This window comes from Kitasatospora sp. NPDC086791 (genome assembly GCF_040685975.1).
Taxonomy (GTDB): domain Bacteria; phylum Actinomycetota; class Actinomycetes; order Streptomycetales; family Streptomycetaceae; genus Kitasatospora.
In genome coordinates, this window is the sequence record NZ_JBFBOC010000003.1 from 109,263 (window position 1) to 123,190 (window position 13,928).

Sequence of the window (13,928 nt, forward strand, 5' to 3'; positions counted from 1 at the left end):
CCTATGGCGAGGGGCGGCGACGGTCCTCGTTGACCGTCAGCCGCCCCCGCTGTGCGCTTGGGGGTGGTGCTACATCCGCTCGGGCGCCGTCACGCCCAGGAGCGTGAGGCCGTTGGCCATGACCGTGCGCGTGGCCTCGACCAGCCAGAGCCGGGCACGGTGCGTGTCGTTGAGTTCCTCGTCGCCCTTGGGCAGGAACATGCAGTTCTCGTACAGCCGGTGGTACTTGCTCGCGAGCTTCTCCAGGTACACCGCGACCCGGTGCGGCTCGCGCAGCTCGCCGGCCGCGGCCAGCACGCGCGGGAACTCGCCGAGGTGGCCGAGCACGTCGGACTCCCACTCGGTGGCGAGCAGCTCGGGTTTGAACTGCTCGGCCGTGCCCTTGTCCACGCCCAGCTCGGCGGCCTTGCGCGCCACGCCGCACATCCGGGTGTGCGCGTACTGCACGTAGAACACCGGGTTCTCGTTGGTCTGGCTGGTGAGGACGTCGATGTCCAGCGTGATCGTCGAGTCCGTCGAGGAGCGCGCCAGGGTGTAGCGGGCGGCGTCCACGCCGATCCACTCGACCACGTCGTCGATCGTGATGATGTTGCCCGCGCGCTTGGACATGCGGACCTCTTCGCCGTCGCGAAGCATCTTCACGAACTGGCCGATCTTCACCTCGATGTTGTGGTTCATGTCGTCGCCCGCGCAGGCCGAGATGGCCTTCAGGCGGTTGACGTAGCCGTGGTGGTCGGCGCCCAGCATGTAGAGCGCGACCTCGGCGCCGCGGTCCCGCTTGGACAGGTAGTACGCGGCGTCGGCGGCGAAGTAGGTCTTGTCGCCGTCGGCCTTGACCAGGACGCGGTCCTTGTCGTCGCCGAAGTCGGTGGTGCGCAGGAAGACCGCGCCGTCCTGCTCGAAGACGTGGCCCTGGTCGCGCAGCCGGTCGATGGCCTTCTCGACGGCGCCGGAGTCGTGCAGCGTCTTCTCCGAGAACCACACGTCGAAGTGGGTGCCGAACTCGTCCATCGAGCGCTTGATCTCGGACACCATGAGCTTGAGGCCCTCGGTGCGGAAGACCTGCAGCTGCTCGTCCTCGGGCAGGTCGAGCACGCCCGGGACCGCGTCGGTGAGCGCCTTGGCGATGTCGACGATGTACTCGCCGACGTACCCGCCCTCGGGCACCTCGCGGCCGTTCGCGGCGGCCTGCAGCGAGGCGGCGAACTTGGTGATCTGCACACCGGCGTCGTTGAGGTAGTACTCGGTGGTGACGTCGGCGCCGGAGGCCCGCAGCACGCGCGCCAGCGAGTCGCCGACGGCGGCCCAGCGGACGCCGCCGATGTGGATCGGGCCGGTCGGGTTCGCGGAGACGAACTCCAGGTTGATCCTCAGGCCCTTGAGCGCCTCGTTGCGGCCGTAGGCCTCGCCCGCCTCGACCACGGTGCGCGCCAGCGCGCCGGCGGTGGCGGTGTCCAGGGTGATGTTCAGGAAGCCCGGACCGGCGATGTCGACCTCGGCGACGCCGGTGATCCCGCGCAGGCGCTCGGCCAGGACCTCGGCAACGGCTCGCGGCGGCTTGCCGGCCGCCTTGGCGAGCTGGAGGGCCACGTTGGTCGCGTAGTCGCCGTGGTCCCTGTTCTTGGGCCGCTCGACCGTCACGTGCTCGGGCACGGCGACGGCCAGTTCGCCCGCCTCGACGGCGGTGCTCACTGCGGCCTGGATTGCCTGGGAAAGGTCTGCGGGGGTCACGACGCCAAGCGTAGGCGAGACGGGGTGCCCGCCCGCCACCCGGTTTACCGGTTGAGACGCCCGGAGGCGCCGACGCGCCGTCCGCTCCGGGGTCTCAGCCGCGATCGGTGCGATCTGTTCGCTCAGGGCGAAACCCGCGGGGGCGTCCGCCGAGCCGCCCGCCGGGCCGGCCGCCGGCTCCCCCGTCGATCCCTCCGCCCGCTCCGTCGAGCAGCATCAGACGCCGGACCAGGGCCACCAGGTCGGCCGGGTCGAAGGGCTTGCCGAGGTAGCCGTCCACCCCGACCGTGTCCCCCAGGTCCAGGTCCGCCGGGGTGCAGGCGCTCACGATCGCGATCGGCAGCCGGCTGGTGTCCGGCGTCGCGCGCAGCCGGGCCGCCGTGCGCAGCCCGTCCAACCGCGGCATCACCACGTCCAGCGTGACCACGTCGGGCTTCACCCGGCGGATGACCTCCAGGCACTCGGCGCCGTCGGCGGCGGTCACCACCTCGAAGCCTTCGAGCTCCAGGTTGACCCTGATCAGCTGGCGGATCACCTCGCTGTCGTCCACCACGAGGACCCGCCCGGACACTCCCGACACCTCACCGAGGGTATCCGCGGCCCCGCCGCCCCGTCCGGCCTTTGGGGACTTCCGCTCCCCCGGCCTCCGCGGCCCCCTCCGCCGCCGCCCCGACGATCTTCCGGGAAACCCGTGCACGGACCGTGGCCCGGGCCTGGTAGTGTTCTCCACGTCGGAAGCGCGAGCCGCCGACAGGCCGACAGGCCCCCGTAGCTCAGGGGATAGAGCACCGCCCTCCGGAGGCGGGTGCGTAGGTTCGAATCCTACCGGGGGCACTTCGCAGCAAGTGCAACAGAGGCCCAGATCAGTGGAGTTGATCCACGGATCTGGGCCTTCGTCGTGTTGTGGCCCCAGTGGCCCGGCACCCCCGCCGTACGGCGCCCGGGGCCCGCCGTTCCGGCCGGCCCGGGTGGTGCGCGGGCCGGCCGGGCCGGGTCAGGAGGCGGCGGCCTCGGCCTGGTTGTAGAGGGCCGCGATGGTGTGGTCGAAATAGGCGCTGTAGGAGACGTCGTCGGTGTCGCCGCCCTGCTGGTAACCGCCTATGGCGCCGACCACCTCGCCGGTGGCCACGTCGATCCAGGGGCCGCCGCTGGTGCCGGCCGGGTAGGCCGGGCACTGGATGACCCGCTGGTAGCTGCTCTGCCGGTCGGTGCCGTTGGTGCAGAGGTTGGGTGCCTCGGAGTCGGCGGGGTAACCGTAGAGGCGGACGGCGGCGTTGAACGGCTCGTCGGTGCCCAGGCGGTTGCCGCCGACCACGTCCTCGACCTTGCGGCCGTTGCTGGGGGCGGTCTCCAGGATCGCGAAGTCCTCGTCCACGTCGCCCTTCTGCGACCACCCGGTGGTGGTGTGGATCGCGGTCACCCGCCAGGTGCCGTACGGGGCCGTGCCGTCGCGGTAGGCGGGGGCGAAGGTGACGCCGTCGGTGCTGGTGAGGCAGTGCGCGGCGGTCAGCAGCAGGTTGCCGGTGGGGCTGTGCAGCACGCTGGCGGTGCAGAAGTGGTTGCCGGCCGCCACCGAACCGCTGAACAGCGCGCCGACGGTGGCGGTTTCCCGGACGTCGGCGGGGGCGGCGGCGGTGGTGCCGCGGACGACACCGCGGGTGTCGGGGGTGGCCGTCGCGGTGGCCGTCGCGGTGTCGGTGGGGGCCGGCGCGGACGCCGGCGGGTCGGTCGGGGTCGGACTGTCGCTCGGGGTCGGGCTGTCGGTCGGCTCGGGGGCCGCGACCGGGGCGGGTGCGGTGGCCGCGGGGGTCGGGGCGGGCGCGACCGCGGCGCGGGTGCTGCGGGCGGCCTTCCCGGCGGCCGTCGCGTCGGACAGGTCCAGCACGTGCGTCCCGGTCACCACGACGGCCACCACGACGGCGGACAGCGCGGTGAACAGGGACGGGGCCAGCAGCCGTCGGCGACCGGACCTCGGACGGCTGTGCTGACCCATGCCTGACTCTCCTGCCGGGTTCGGTGGCGGTGTTCGGTCAACGACTATGACGCCTCCGGCTGGAAAGGTCGTTATCGACGCCTTGGAGGTCGATGAGAAATCCGTCGGCGCGCGCTCTCCCGGCACCCGGAGCCGGGCAGCCCGGCGGCGCCCGCCCGGTTCATGGACGGTGGCCAGGGGTCGGACGGGCGCCGGAGCGTGACTGCGGGACCTCGCGGTGCGGGTCAATCGGTCGGTGGCCGCTCCGCCCTGGCCTCCGTCCGGGCCTCGCCCGCACGGACGTTGGCCTTGACATCGGCCATCGCCGCCTCCCGGGGGCTCGGCCGCCCGTCCACGGCCCGTCCGGCGGAGGCCGCCGCGGCCGCTTCGGCACCGCCCTCGACGGCCGCGGCCGCTTCGGCGCCACCCTCGACGACGGTGGCCTCGGCGGGCGCCGGCCGGTGGTCGATCATCAGGAAGGCGACCAGCGCGGCCAGCAGCAGGACGCCCATCGCCACCCAGGTCGCGACCACGTAGCCGTGCACCGCGCCCTGGGCCTGGACCGCCGGGTCGGTGGCGATCCTGGTCGCCAGGAAGGTCGCGGTGGCACTGGCCGCGATGGTGTTCAGCAGCGCCGTACCGAAGGAACCGCCCACCTGCTGGGCCGAGTTGATGGTGGCCGAAGCCGCTCCGGCCTCGTGCGGGGCGACCCCGAGGGTGGCCAGGCTCATCGACGGCATGAACACCAGGCCCATGCCGAAACCGAGCAGCAGCTCGGCGGGCAGCACCATGCCGGCCCACGGGCTGTCCACCTTCATCTGGGTCAGCCAGGCCATGCCGGCCCCGGCGAGCAGCAGCCCCGGTGCGATCAGGTTCCGGGACGGCACCCTGGTCATCAGCCGGGCCGCGATGCCGGTCGAACTGATCACGATGGCGGCCGTCATGGGCAGGAAGGACAGCCCGGACACGATCGGCGAGAAGTGCTTGATGGCCTGCAGGTAGTAGGTCAGGAACAGGAACAGGCCGAACATGCCGACCATGGCCAGGCCGACCGAGAGCGCGCCGCCGCCGCGGTTGCGGTCCGCGACGATGTGCACCGGCAGCAGCGGGTGCGCGGTGCGCCGCTCGACCAGGACGAACACCGCGAGCAGCGCCACGCCCAGGAACAGCGAGCCGAGCACCAGGCCGTCGGCCCAGCCCCGGGTCACGGCCTCGGAGGTGCCGAAGACGATCGCCAGCAGGCCGCCGCAGCCGAGCAGGGCCCCGGGCAGGTCCAGCCGGACCCGGTTCCCCTTGCCGACGTGGTCGCGCTGGAGCACCGAGAACGCGGCGAAGGCGGTGGCGATGGCGATCGGGGTGTTGACGAACAGGCACCAGCGCCAGTTCAGGTACTCGGTGAGCAGGCCGCCGGCGATGAAGCCGATCGCGGCGCCGCCGCCGGCGATCGCGCCGAAGATGCCGAAGGCCGTACTGCGTTCCTTCGGATCGGAGAAGGTGGTGGAGAGCAGCCCCAGCGCGGAGGGGGCGAGCAGGGCGCCGAACGCGCCCTGGAGGGCACGGGCGCCGAAGAGCATCGTCGGGTCGACCGCCGCGCCGCCGAGGGCGGAGGCGAGGGCGAAGCCCAGCAGGCCGATGGTGAAGACGCGCTTGCGGCCGTAGAGGTCGCCCAGCCGTCCGCCGAGCAGCAGCAGGCCGCCGAAGGCCAGCGTGTAGGCGGTGATCACCCACTGCCGGTCGGCGTCGGAGATGCCCAGGTCCCGCTGGGCGGACGGCAGTGCGATGTTCACGATGGTGATGTCGAGGACGATCATGAGCTGGGCGACGGCTATCACGGCCAGCGCCCACCAGCGCCGGCTGTCCGCTCGCTCATGACCGGTGGCGGTTTGCGCAGTCACTGGTCGAGCCTTCCGGAGTGGGTCGGAGAGGTCACGTAGTCGCCTTCCAGCCAATACCCGGGCCCGGCCGAAGGGCAAGGAAAAACCTCGCCAAATCGGACTTTTGGGACAAAAGAACCAGGGTCCTGGGACTTCGGGACGAGCCTCCCAGGACCCCGGTTCCGTGCCGTGGCCTCCGTACCGCCTCAGTACCGCCTCAGCACGGTCGGCTACAGCGCCGAGAGCTCCTCGACCAGGTCGTCCAGCCCCAGCGAGCCCTGCGAGAGCGCCGCCATGTGCCAGGCCTTGAGGTCGAACTCCTCGCCGCGCGCCTCGTGCGCCGCCCGCGCCGCCGCCCGGCCGCGCAGCCAGGCCCGCTCGCCGAGCTTGTAGCCGATCGCCTGGCCGGGCATGCCCAGGTAGCGGACCAGCTCGCTGTCCAGGAAGTCGTCGGACAGGCCGCAGTACCGCCCGAAGAACTCGCGGGCGTGCTCCGGGCTGACCGGCTCGCCCGGCTTGTACGGGGAGTCGGCCGGGAAGTCCAGGCCCGCGTGCATGCCGATGTCGACGATGACCCGCAGCGCGCGCATCATCTGCGCGTTGAGGTAGCCGAGGCGCTGGCCCGGGTCGGTGAGGTAGCCGAGCTCGTCCATCAGGCGCTCGGCGTACAGCGCCCAGCCCTCCAGGTTGGCGCTGACCCCGCCGAGGCTCACCTGGTAGGTGGAGAGCCGGTCGGCGACGTGGTTCCACTGCGCGAGCTGCAGGTGGTGGCCCGGGACGCCCTCGTGGTACCAGATCGACACCAGGTCCCAGAGCGGGAAGCGCTCCCGGCCGAGCAGCGGCAGCCAGGTCCGCCCGGGACGGCTGAAGTCCAGCGACGGCGGGGTGTAGTACGGCGCGGCGGCGCTGCCGGCCGGGGCGATCCTGGACTCGACCCGGGTGATCGGCTCGGCCAGGTCGAAGTGGGTGCCCTGGAGGTCCCGGACCGCCTGGTCCATCAGGCCCTGCAGGTACTCGCGGATGCCCTCGGCACCCTCGACGGCCGGGCCGTCGGTGCCCAGCCAGGCCATCGCCGCCATCGGGTCGGAGCCGGGACGGACCTTCTCGGCCTCGGCGCGCATCTGGGCGAGCAGGTCGTGGAACTCGGTCCAGGCCCAGGCGTACGCCTCGTCCAGGTCCAGGTCGGCGCCGGCCCAGTAGCGGACCCACCGGCGGTAGCGCTCGCGGCCCACCGCGTCCGGGGTGTCCGCGGCGGCCGGGCCGTAGACGTCGCGCAGCCAGTCGCGCAGCGCGGCCAGCCCCTCGGAGGCGGCCACCGCGTGCCCGGACAGCTCGGCGCGCAGGCCCTCCGGCGCGTCCTGGACGAACTGCCCGAACCAGCCGCCGGGCACCTCGCCCTCCAGCCACTCGCCGATCTGCCCGACCACCGTGGTCACCTGGCGCGGGCCGGACAGCAGGCCGCGCTCGATGCCCGCGACCAGGGTCTGCCGGTACTGCTCCAGCGCGACCGGGACCTTCGCCAGCCGGCGGCCGACGACCTGCCACTCGGCCTCGGTGCCGGTGGCCATCAGCGTGAAGGCCTCCCGCAGGTCGTGCAGCGGGGAGGCCAGGTTGCGCACCGCGCGGAGGTCCTCCCCCGCGTCGTGGACGGCGAGTTCGGCGGTCAGCCGCTCGCGCAGCAGCCGGGCGCAGCGGCGCTCGGCCTCGTCCTCGGCGGCGCCGGCCCGTTCGGCCTCGTCGAGCTGGGCCAGGGTGCGGCGGCCGAGGTCGGCGATCGCCTCGCGGCCGGCCGGGGAGAGGTCGGGCAGGCGCTCGTCCTCGGGGTTGAGACCGAGGTAGACCGCGGTCAGCGGGTCGAGCTCGGCCAGGGCACGGACGTACCCGTCCGCGATGCGGCGCGGGGTGGTGCCGTCGGCGGTGATCAGTTCTTCAACCATCCGGACATCATTTCGTGGCGCGGCCCGTTTGCAACCCCTTTGCCACCGAGGTCCGTGGCCCGATCCGCGGACCGGTCCCGGGTCGGTCCCGGACCGGTCCGCGGGCCGATCCCGGGCCGATCCGGGGCGGATCCTGGGCCGATCCCCGGACCGACCCGCGAAAATCCGTTCGGCCCGACCGGATCCGATCCGTCCGGCGCCGATTACGCTGACCGCCATGGAAGCCCGCCCCACCTCGGCATCCGACCAGGTGCCCGCCCCGGCCGTACCCGACCTGCGCCCGCGCCGCACCGGCTACCGGCGGCTGCCGGTCCAGCAACGGCGCGAGCAGTTGATCGCGGTCGCCCTGGAGCTGTTCGCCACCCGGCCGCCCGAGGAGGTGAGCCTGGACGACGTCGCCGAGGCCGCCGAGGCCTCCCGCCCGCTGGTCTACCGCTACTTCGCGGGCGGCAAGCAGCAGTTGTACGAGGCCGCGCTGCGCACCGCGGCCGACGAGCTGACCAGCCGCTTCGCCGTGCGGCTGGCCGGGACGCCGTCCGAGCAGCTGTCGGCCGTGCTGGACGGCTACTTCGCCTTCGTGGCCGAGCACGACGCGGGCTACTCGGCGCTGCTGCGCGGCGGTTCGGTGGTGGAGACGGCCCGCACCTCGGCGATCGTGGACGACGTCCGGCGGGCCGCGCTGCGGCGCACGCTGCGCCACCTGGGCGTGCGGGAGGCCGGACCGCGGCTGACGCTGCTGGTGCGCTCGTGGATCGCGGTGGTCGAGGGCGCGTCGCTGAGCTGGCTGGACGAGGGACGCGAGCTGCCGGTCGCCGAGCTGCGCGACTGGCTGGTGGACCAGTTCACCGCGATGGCGGCGGCGACGGCGCTGCACGATCCGCAGACGGCGGAGGTGCTGGCGGGGGTGCTCGCGCTGGAGGGGCCGCGGGCGGAACGGGCGGAGCGGCTGCGCGAGGTCCTGCGCCGGCCGTGAGGCGGACGGCTCGGACGGCGCGGACGGTGACGCACCGTACGGCGGCCCCGACCCCGGGCCAGGGGGTCGGGCCCGGCCTCGGCCGCGTGGTCACGGGCAGTTGAGCCCGGCGGCCCGGGCGCCCGCCCGCACGCCCCGACGGAACCAGGCGGAACCGGGCGGAGCGGGCGTGGCGGCCCGCTCGGCGAGGACGCCTCAGCCGGCCTGCGCGCCGCCGCCGAGCAGCACCCCGAGGCTCAGCGCGCGCGGCCGGCCCGGGCCGAGCCGGGCGACCTCCCGCTGCCAGTGCGCGAGGTCGCGCCGCGCGTCGGCCCGGGCCTCCGGGTCGGCGCCCGACACCTGGGTCAGCTCGTCCAGCAGGGTGACCGCGGCGCCCGGGCTGCCGTCCCGGGCCAGCCAGAAGGCCAGGTCGTGGCAGGTGCGCAGGGTGCGCGGGTCGGCCGGGCCGCAGATCCGGGCGAAGTCGGGGACGAGCGCGGTGAGGATCTCCACCGCCTCGGCCGGCTCGCCCGCCGCGCCGTGCTGCCAGGCCCGGTCGGCCCGCCGGCGCAGCTGCTCCGGGCTGGGGTCGTCCGGGCGCAGCATCCCCGGCCGGACCGCGCGCAGCCGCTCCAGCACCTCGGCGGCACCGGACGGCCGGTCCCCGGGCGGCTTGGCGAGCAGTTGGGCGATCAGCTCGGCCAGCGCCGGGTCCGTGCTGCGCACCCGGGGCGGCACCTCGTGCAGGTGCTTGTACACGAACTCGGCTGGCTGGACGGCGCGGAACGGCCGTCCGCCGGTGCAGACCTCGTACAGCATGACGCCGAGCGCGTAGAGGTCGGCCCGGCCGTCCACCACGCCGCCGGACCAGCACTCGGGCGCGAGGTACGGGACGGTGCCGATCACTTCGCCGGTGATGGTGATCTGGACGGTCTGGGTGACGAGCCGGGCGATGCCGAAGTCCAGGACCTTGGCCCGATCCTTGCCGTCGTCCTGCTGCGTGATCATCACGTTCGCGGGCTTGATGTCCCGGTGGATCACGCCCGAGCGGTGCGCGGCGTCCAGCGCCTTGCAGACGTGCCGGATCCAGCGCAGCGCCTTCGCGTGGTCCGGCAGACCGTCCTTGAGCACGTCGGACAGCGCCCGGCCGCGGACCAGCTCCATCACCAGGTAGGGGATCTTCCCGGAGCCGGTCTCGGTCCAGCCGTAGTCGTACACGGTCACGATGTGCGGGTTGTTGAGGCCGCCGGCCGTCTTGGCCTCGCGGACGAACCGGCTGACCGCCTCCCGGTCGGTGGCGTGCTCGGCGAGCAGCACCTTGACCGCGACCTCCCGGTCGATGGTCGTGTCGGTCGCCCGCCAGACCACGCCGAAGCCACCCCTGCCCAGTTGCTCCTCCAGCCGGAACCGGCCGCCGAGCACGTCGCCCTTCTCCATGTCCTCCCCCAACTCGACCGCGCCCGCCCGGCGTTCGCCGTCGGAGGGGTCACCTTAGCGGCGGGCGGGGACGAGTGGGTGAACGGACCCGGGCCGGCGCCGCGGGATGCCGCTACGGCTTCGGCTTGGGCAGGCCGGCCGGGTTGATCTCGGAGGACTGCACGGCCTCGTTGTCCAGGCCCCAGCGCTTGAGCACCTGCCCGTAGGTGCCGTTCCTGATCGTCTCCTCGATCGCCGCGTTGAGCGCCTTGACCAGGCCGTTGTCCTTCTTCGTGGTCGCCGCGATCTTGCCGAGGACGTCGGCGCCGCCGCCCGAGTAGGTGCCGGCGATCTCGGTCTCGCCGGTCTGCACCGCGTGGAAGGCCAGGCTGGGGTTGGGGCCGGTGTAGACCTCGATCCGGTCGGAGGAGAGCGCCAGGTAGTAGTCGTTGCCCTGGAAGTACGTGATGTCGATCGGCTTGAGGCCGGCCCGGACGTTCTCCTCGCTCCAGGCGACCAGCAGCTTCTCCTGGTTGGTGCCGGTGGCGACGCCGACCGACTTGCCCGCGAGGTCCTTGGGGCCGGTGACCTTGAGGCCGCTGCCCTTCTTCGCCTCGAAGCCCAGGATGTCCAGCCGGTAGGTGGCGAAGTCGTACTTCTCCTTGCGCGCCTCGGTGACGGTGATGTTGGACAGGCCCACGTCGTACTTGCCGCTGTCCAGGCCGACGAAGATGTTCTCCCAGGAGACCGGGTTGAACTCGACCTTGAGGCCGAGCACTCCGCCGATCAGGGTGGCGATGTCCGGTTCGACGCCGATGATGGTCTTGTCGTCGTTGGCGTAGAAGTCCAGCGGCGGGGTGGAGCCGATCGAGTCGACGACGGTCAGCGTCCCCTTCTTTCTGATCTCCTCCGGAACCAGCGCAGCGATCGCGTCGACTTTCGGCGTCGTCACCCGGTTCTGGTTCGGCGACAGGTTCACCACCGTGCCGTCGGGCGCGGTGCTGCCCTTGGCCGGGGCGAGTTCCGCGGAGGCCCCCGTGGCGCCACTGCCGCAGCCGGCCAGGACGAGGGCGGCGGCGAGGGAGGCGGCCGAGGTCACCAGGGCGCGACGGGGTAGGGACATGGTGGAACTCCTGCTCGGTGAAAGGGACTTGAAAGTGGGGGCGGTAAGGAGGAGAGGGTCTCGGGAGGGGGAGACCGGGGTGCTCAGAGGACCTTGGCGAGGAAGGCCCGGGTGCGGTCCTGCCGGGGCCGGTCCAGCACCTCGGCCGGCGGGCCCTGCTCGACCACCACGCCGCCGTCCATGAAGACCACGGTGTCGGCGACCTCGCGGGCGAAGCCGATCTCGTGGGTGACCACGATCATCGTGGTGCCGCTGCGGGCCAGGTCCCGGATGACGTCCAGCACCTCGCCGACCAGCTCCGGGTCGAGTGCCGAGGTCGGCTCGTCGAACAGCAGCACCTTCGGCTCCAGCGCCAGTGCCCGGGCGATCGCCACCCGCTGCTGCTGCCCGCCGGACAGCTGCCGGGGGTAGGCGGCGGCCTTGTCGGCCAGTCCGACCCGCTCCAGTAGCGCCAGCGCCGTCGCCCTGGCCTCGGCCCGGGGCCGGCGCAGCGCGGCGACCGGCGCCTCGACCAGGTTCTCCAGCACGGTGAGGTGCGGGAACAGGTTGAAGTTCTGGAACACGAAGCCGATGCCGGTGCGCTGGCGCAGCACCTCGCGCTCCTTGAGCTCGTACAGCCGGTCCCCGGAGCGCCGGTAGCCGATCAGTTCGCCGTCGATCGCGACGTGGCCGCGGTCCAGCTTCTCCAGGTGGTTGATCGCGCGCAGCAGGGTGGACTTGCCGGAGCCGGACGGGCCGAGCACCACGGTCACCGAACCGGCCGGGACGTCCAGGTCGACCCCGCGCAGCACCTCCAGCCGGCCGAAGCTCTTGTGCAGGCCGCGCACCTGCACCATCGGGGCGGCCGCGGTCGGTCCGGCCTCGGTCAGGGTGGTCACGGCTGTCCTCCGGAGGTGCGGGCGGCGGGCTGGGTGCGGTCCGGCAGGCTCCGGACGAAGGCCCGGACGCGTTGCAGCGGGGTCGGCGGCGGAGTGCGCTGCGCGCCGCGGGCGAAGTGGCGTTCGACGTAGTACTGGCCGATCGACAGCACGGTGGTCAGCAGCACGTACCAGACGGTGGCGACCATCAGCAGCGGTACCACGCGGCCGGTCCGGCCGTAGATGACCTGGGTCTGGTAGAAGAGCTCGCCGATGGCCATCACGTAGACCACCGAGGTGCCCTTGAGCAGCGAGATCACCTCGTTGGCGGCGGCCGGCAGGATGCCCCGCATGGCCTGCGGCAGCACGATCCGCCAGGCCTGCCGCCCGCGGGGGATGCCGAGCGCGGCGGCGGCCTCCCGCTGGCCGGCGTCCACCGCGATGATGCCGCCGCGGATGATCTCGGCGGCGAACGCGGCCTGGTGCAGCCCGAGGCCGAGCACCGCGGCCCCGAGCGCGCCGAGCACGCCGACGGTCTCGACGTCGCCGAAGGTCGGGCCGAAGGGGATGCCGAACCCGAACCGCTTGTACAGGTAGGAGAGGTTGAACCAGAACACCAGCTGGACGATCAGCGGGATCGAGCGGAACACCCAGACGTACGCCCAGGCGATGGAGCGCAGGATCGCGCTGCGGGACAGCCGCATCGCGGCCACCCCGGCGCCCAGCAGGAAGCCCAGCAGCGTTCCGTAGGCGGTGAGTTCGAGGGTCCGGCCGATCGCCCGGAGGATCGTGTCGGCGGTGAAGTAGACCCGGAAGGTGGCCCAGTCCCAGCCGGGGTTGGTGGCCAGGCCGTGGGTGAACTGGGCGAGGACGACCAGTGCGGCGGCCCCGGCCGCCCAGCGCCAGGGGTGCCGGGCGGGGACGGTCCGCAGGCCGTCCAGGCCGTCGAGGTCGACGGCCGCCGTGGCCGTGGCCGTGGCTGTGGCCGTGGCCGTGGCCGCGTTCGCGGGTCTGCGGCGGGACGGCGCCGCGGGGGTCTCGGTGGTGACGGTCATCGGAGGCTCCTTGGGCCTGTGATCGAAGGGCCGGTCGTCGGCCCCGGGCCCGCGCTCACGCGTGCTCGGGCGGGCTGATCTGCGATTCCTTGATCGCCGAGTCGGTGACGCCCCACTTGCGCAGGATCCGCTCGTACGTCCCGTCCTTGATCAGCTGGTTGACCGCCGCCTGGAAGGCCGGGGTGAGCTTCGAGCCCTTCTTGAAGGCGAAGCCGACGTCGAGGCGGTGGAACTCACCGAGGAAGCGCAGCCCGGAGTCCTCCTGCGCGGCCTGGTGGCGCAGGCCGTTGATGGTGGACATCTCGATGTCCACCCGGCCCTGCTGGAGGCTGGTCAGCAACGCCCCGCTCTCGCTGAACGCCTTGACCTCGTACGGCTTCTTCCCGGCATCGGTGCAGACGTTCCTGCGGCTGTTGAGGGTGGTCTCGAAGGTGGTGCCGGCGCCGGTGCCGACGGTCAGCCCGCACAGCTGGACCAGGTCGGTGACCGGCTGGATCGCGGTGTTGTCCTTCTTCACCGCGAAGCCCTGGCCGTCGTCGATGTACGTGACGAAGTCGATGGTCTTCAGCCGAGCCGTGGTGACCCCGAAGTTGCCGGTGCCGACGTCGAACTTCCCGCTGTCCAGAGCGGGGAGGATGGTCTCGAACGCGGCGTCCTGCCGGTCCACGGTCAGGCCGAGCACCTTGGCCACCGCGTCGGTGAAGTCCACGTCGATCCCGGCGGGCTTCTTGCTCACCTGGTCGACGTAGAAGGCGGTGGGCGCCGAGCCGAAGGAGGAGCCGAACCTGAGCGTGCCGGCCTTGCGGACTTCCTCGGGCAGCAGCGCGGCCGCGGCCTCCGACCTGGCCAGGCCGGAGACGACGTCCTCGGTGGCGGAGGCGGCCGGGCCGCCCGCCCCCGCCGCGCCCGCGATCTTCGGGTCCGAGCCGCAGGCGGCCAGCGCCAGGACCGGCAGCAGGGCGGTGGCCGCGAGCAGGCGGCGGCGGACGGTGGTGGTTCTCACGGGGGGCC

Annotated in this window: 11 protein-coding genes and 1 tRNA gene; 2 read left to right on the forward strand and 10 right to left on the reverse strand. The window is 72.9% G+C overall.

Going from position 1 to position 13,928, the window contains the following annotated elements; all coding sequences use genetic code 11:
* Positions 1 to 69 precede the first annotated feature (69 nt).
* On the reverse strand, positions 70 to 1,731 hold the full coding sequence (gene argS, locus AB0Q99_RS07510; protein WP_363569369.1) for an arginine--tRNA ligase: 1,662 nt from the start codon (positions 1,729 to 1,731) through the stop codon (positions 70 to 72).
* A gap of 94 nt (positions 1,732 to 1,825) precedes the next feature.
* Complete coding sequence (locus AB0Q99_RS07515) at positions 1,826 to 2,311, reverse strand: response regulator (protein WP_363569370.1); 486 nt, start codon at positions 2,309 to 2,311, stop codon at positions 1,826 to 1,828.
* Between the two features lie 182 nt (positions 2,312 to 2,493).
* Here AB0Q99_RS07515 and AB0Q99_RS07520 point away from each other — a divergent pair.
* Positions 2,494 to 2,565, forward strand: a tRNA-Arg gene (locus tag AB0Q99_RS07520).
* Positions 2,566 to 2,725: 160 nt separating this feature from the next.
* Here AB0Q99_RS07520 and AB0Q99_RS07525 read toward each other — a convergent pair.
* The 3 genes from AB0Q99_RS07525 to AB0Q99_RS07535 all read right to left on the reverse strand — a co-directional run bounded on the left by AB0Q99_RS07525 (position 2,726) and on the right by AB0Q99_RS07535 (position 7,514).
* Positions 2,726 to 3,724 (reverse strand): serine protease, encoded by a 999-nt coding sequence (locus AB0Q99_RS07525; RefSeq protein ID WP_363569371.1) that lies wholly within the window; start codon positions 3,722 to 3,724, stop codon positions 2,726 to 2,728.
* Positions 3,725 to 3,948: 224 nt separating this feature from the next.
* Positions 3,949 to 5,598: an MFS transporter gene (locus AB0Q99_RS07530; protein WP_363569372.1), complete on the reverse strand. Its 1,650-nt coding sequence runs from the start codon at positions 5,596 to 5,598 to the stop codon at positions 3,949 to 3,951.
* A 209-nt stretch (positions 5,599 to 5,807) separates the two neighbouring features.
* Positions 5,808 to 7,514: a DUF885 domain-containing protein gene (locus AB0Q99_RS07535; RefSeq protein ID WP_363569373.1), complete on the reverse strand. Its 1,707-nt coding sequence runs from the start codon at positions 7,512 to 7,514 to the stop codon at positions 5,808 to 5,810.
* A gap of 217 nt (positions 7,515 to 7,731) precedes the next feature.
* Between AB0Q99_RS07535 and AB0Q99_RS07540 the strand changes: the two genes are divergently transcribed.
* Complete coding sequence (locus AB0Q99_RS07540) at positions 7,732 to 8,487, forward strand: helix-turn-helix domain-containing protein (protein WP_363569374.1); 756 nt, start codon at positions 7,732 to 7,734, stop codon at positions 8,485 to 8,487.
* A gap of 195 nt (positions 8,488 to 8,682) precedes the next feature.
* On the opposite strand, the gene AB0Q99_RS07545 is transcribed toward AB0Q99_RS07540, so the two are convergent.
* The 5 genes from AB0Q99_RS07545 to AB0Q99_RS07565 all read right to left on the reverse strand — a co-directional run bounded on the left by AB0Q99_RS07545 (position 8,683) and on the right by AB0Q99_RS07565 (position 13,920).
* Positions 8,683 to 9,903 (reverse strand): serine/threonine-protein kinase, encoded by a 1,221-nt coding sequence (locus AB0Q99_RS07545; RefSeq protein ID WP_363569375.1) that lies wholly within the window; start codon positions 9,901 to 9,903, stop codon positions 8,683 to 8,685.
* 112 nt (positions 9,904 to 10,015) lie between these two features.
* A complete protein-coding gene (locus AB0Q99_RS07550; RefSeq protein WP_363569376.1) occupies positions 10,016 to 11,005 on the reverse strand; it encodes an ABC transporter substrate-binding protein in 990 nt (329 codons plus the stop codon).
* 83 nt (positions 11,006 to 11,088) lie between these two features.
* Positions 11,089 to 11,841: an amino acid ABC transporter ATP-binding protein gene (locus AB0Q99_RS07555; protein ID WP_363569633.1), complete on the reverse strand. Its 753-nt coding sequence runs from the start codon at positions 11,839 to 11,841 to the stop codon at positions 11,089 to 11,091.
* 38 nt (positions 11,842 to 11,879) lie between these two features.
* Positions 11,880 to 12,917: an amino acid ABC transporter permease gene (locus AB0Q99_RS07560; protein ID WP_363569377.1), complete on the reverse strand. Its 1,038-nt coding sequence runs from the start codon at positions 12,915 to 12,917 to the stop codon at positions 11,880 to 11,882.
* 55 nt (positions 12,918 to 12,972) lie between these two features.
* Positions 12,973 to 13,920: an ABC transporter substrate-binding protein gene (locus tag AB0Q99_RS07565; protein WP_363569378.1), complete on the reverse strand. Its 948-nt coding sequence runs from the start codon at positions 13,918 to 13,920 to the stop codon at positions 12,973 to 12,975.
* Between the last annotated feature and the right edge of the window lie 8 nt (positions 13,921 to 13,928).

Bases quoted from the DNA above. Each gene is read 5' to 3' on its own strand.
- AB0Q99_RS07525 (WP_363569371.1), bottom strand. From the start codon at position 3,724: ATGGGTCAGCACAGCCGTCCGAGGTCCGGTCGCCGACGGCTGCTGGCC.
- AB0Q99_RS07535 (WP_363569373.1), bottom strand. From the start codon at position 7,514: ATGGTTGAAGAACTGATCACCGCCGACGGCACCACCCCGCGCCGCATC.
- AB0Q99_RS07540 (WP_363569374.1), top strand. From the start codon at position 7,732: ATGGAAGCCCGCCCCACCTCGGCATCCGACCAGGTGCCCGCCCCGGCC.
- AB0Q99_RS07545 (WP_363569375.1), bottom strand. From the start codon at position 9,903: ATGGAGAAGGGCGACGTGCTCGGCGGCCGGTTCCGGCTGGAGGAGCAA.
- AB0Q99_RS07550 (WP_363569376.1), bottom strand. From the start codon at position 11,005: ATGTCCCTACCCCGTCGCGCCCTGGTGACCTCGGCCGCCTCCCTCGCC.
- AB0Q99_RS07555 (WP_363569633.1), bottom strand. From the start codon at position 11,841: ATGGTGCAGGTGCGCGGCCTGCACAAGAGCTTCGGCCGGCTGGAGGTG.
- AB0Q99_RS07560 (WP_363569377.1), bottom strand. From the start codon at position 12,917: ATGACCGTCACCACCGAGACCCCCGCGGCGCCGTCCCGCCGCAGACCC.